Here is a 1713-nt window from a genome sequence, read left to right as displayed (position 1 = left end):
GGCGGCGTGGGCGACCGCGGCGCGGGCCGTGTCGGCGTCGAGCCGGGCCAGGTTCACCAGCGTGGTGTTGTCGACCGGGCTGCGGACCGGGGTGGGCGCGCCGACCGCCCGCCACTCGCCCTCCACGAGGTTGTGCAGCGTGGCGCCGCCGTCGGGGGCGGTGCCGAATGCCTCGGGCGTGGCGGCGACGGCCCGGGCGAGGGTGTCGGACCAGGAGGTGCCGTCAGCGAGTCGAAGGGCCATCGCGATCTCCTCAGGTTGTCCGGGGGAGCGGCGGCGTCGATGGCACCGCTGGGTGTGGCGTACTGTCCCCTGCCCGTCGCGCGGCGGGCAACAGTACGTTCGTATGCCAGGATGCGAAACCGGTTCCAGGACCGCTTGGCCGAGAGGCCGGCGCGAACGAGGCACCCATTGGCCTGCGGAAACGTCAGTTGTCAATTTGCGTCGATCGATGGAGTGACATTTCTCCGGTCGATCGGTCCGGATCGACGAGGAACCGGCCGCCGAACCACTCGGCGACCGGTTCCCTCGGTGCGACTCAGCTGGTGAACGTGATCCGGTCCCGGCGCCGACGCAGCGCCAGCAGCAGCGCGCCGCCGCCGATCAGGGCCAGGCCGGTGAGCGAGAGGCTGGTGACCGCGACCCCGGTGAGCGGCAGCCCGCCTCCGCCGCCGCCCGGGCCGGTGGGCACGCCCGGCGTCGGGGTGCCGGAGCCGGGCGGGTTCCCGGATCCGCCGGGCGTCGGGGTGGGCGTGGTGTCGTCCGGGGTGGACGGCGTGGGCGTCGGGCTCTCCGACGACGCGCACGGCGTCAGCCAGAAGACCTTGTGCTTGTCGTCGAACGCCCTGCCGTCGGCCAGGTCCACGTCGAGCTTGAGGTGGTAGCCCTGCTTCGGGTGGGCCGTGAGGCCGGCCAGGTCGAGGTCGTCGGCGGAGAGCCGGATCACCGCGTCGTGGTCGTTCTCGGCGCCCGCGGCCGGGTCGTCGCTGATCACCACGTCGGTCCGGGACCAGACCACCCGGTCCCGGCTGCCGGAGGGCGGCTGTGCCCGCAGCGTGACGGTGGCCCGCTGTCCCTTGTCGAAGTTGAAGAACTCCAGTTCGAGGTCGCAGTCCACGTGCGGCTGGTTGTCGACCCGGTCGGAGAACGGCGCCCCGTCGATCTTGACGGTGCCGTTGTCGCCCTTCGGGTTGTGGGGCTTGCCGGTGGCCCAGGCCGGGGTGGCGAGCCCGAGCAGGGCGGTGACGACCGCCGCCGTGACGGCCGCGCGCCGACGCTGTGGCATGAGAGATCCTCCGGATCGGGTGAGGGGATGGCACATGATCGCCGGGCGGGAGCGGCGGCGGCCATCCGACGAATGGCCTGAGCTGCGGCGATGGCCATACCGAAAAGGGGTTCCGGGGGGCGGATCCGTCCCGGCGCGGGCGTGTCGACGTAACGCGGGCCCGGGGCGGGACGCTGGCGCCGTCGCCCCGGAGGTGGGTGGGATGCGCCGGGCTTCCCAAGTGGTGACCGGCCTATTACATTGTCGCTTATCCATGGGAGCGCTCCCGCGCCTCCGCGGTCCACCCCACCACCACTGTGCGGCGGCTCGGGCGGCACGTCCCGCCCGCCCGGGCCGCCGCACGGCATCCTCCACAGGAGCTCGCCATGCCCCGACCGACAGCGCCGCCGCGCGGTCGCCCGTCCCGCCGGTGGCTCGCCGCCGGCGCC

1 protein-coding gene and 1 pseudogene are annotated in these 1713 nt (G+C 73.6%); both read right to left on the bottom strand.

The genetic code is table 11. The features are described 5' to 3' along the window. Positions 1-243, bottom strand: a pseudogene (locus HUW36_RS32255) (aldehyde dehydrogenase family protein); the annotation flags it as partial. A gap of 295 nt (positions 244-538) precedes the next feature. Beyond that, the gene (locus HUW36_RS34730; RefSeq protein ID WP_246248432.1) at positions 539-1285 is read right to left on the bottom strand and encodes an LPXTG cell wall anchor domain-containing protein; all 747 of its coding nucleotides are present in this window, start codon (positions 1283-1285) and stop codon (positions 539-541) included. Positions 1286-1713 lie beyond the last annotated feature (428 nt).

This window comes from Micromonospora maritima, assembly GCF_902825405.1.
GTDB lineage: Bacteria > Actinomycetota > Actinomycetes > Mycobacteriales > Micromonosporaceae > Micromonospora > Micromonospora maritima.
The sequence above is the reverse complement of the archived record's forward strand: the minus strand, read 5'-3'. Positions and strand labels throughout refer to the sequence as shown.

Excerpts from the sequence above, each read along its gene's own strand:
- HUW36_RS34730 (WP_246248432.1), bottom strand. The coding sequence starts at position 1,285 with ATGCCACAGCGTCGGCGCGCGGCCGTCACGGCGGCGGTCGTCACCGCC.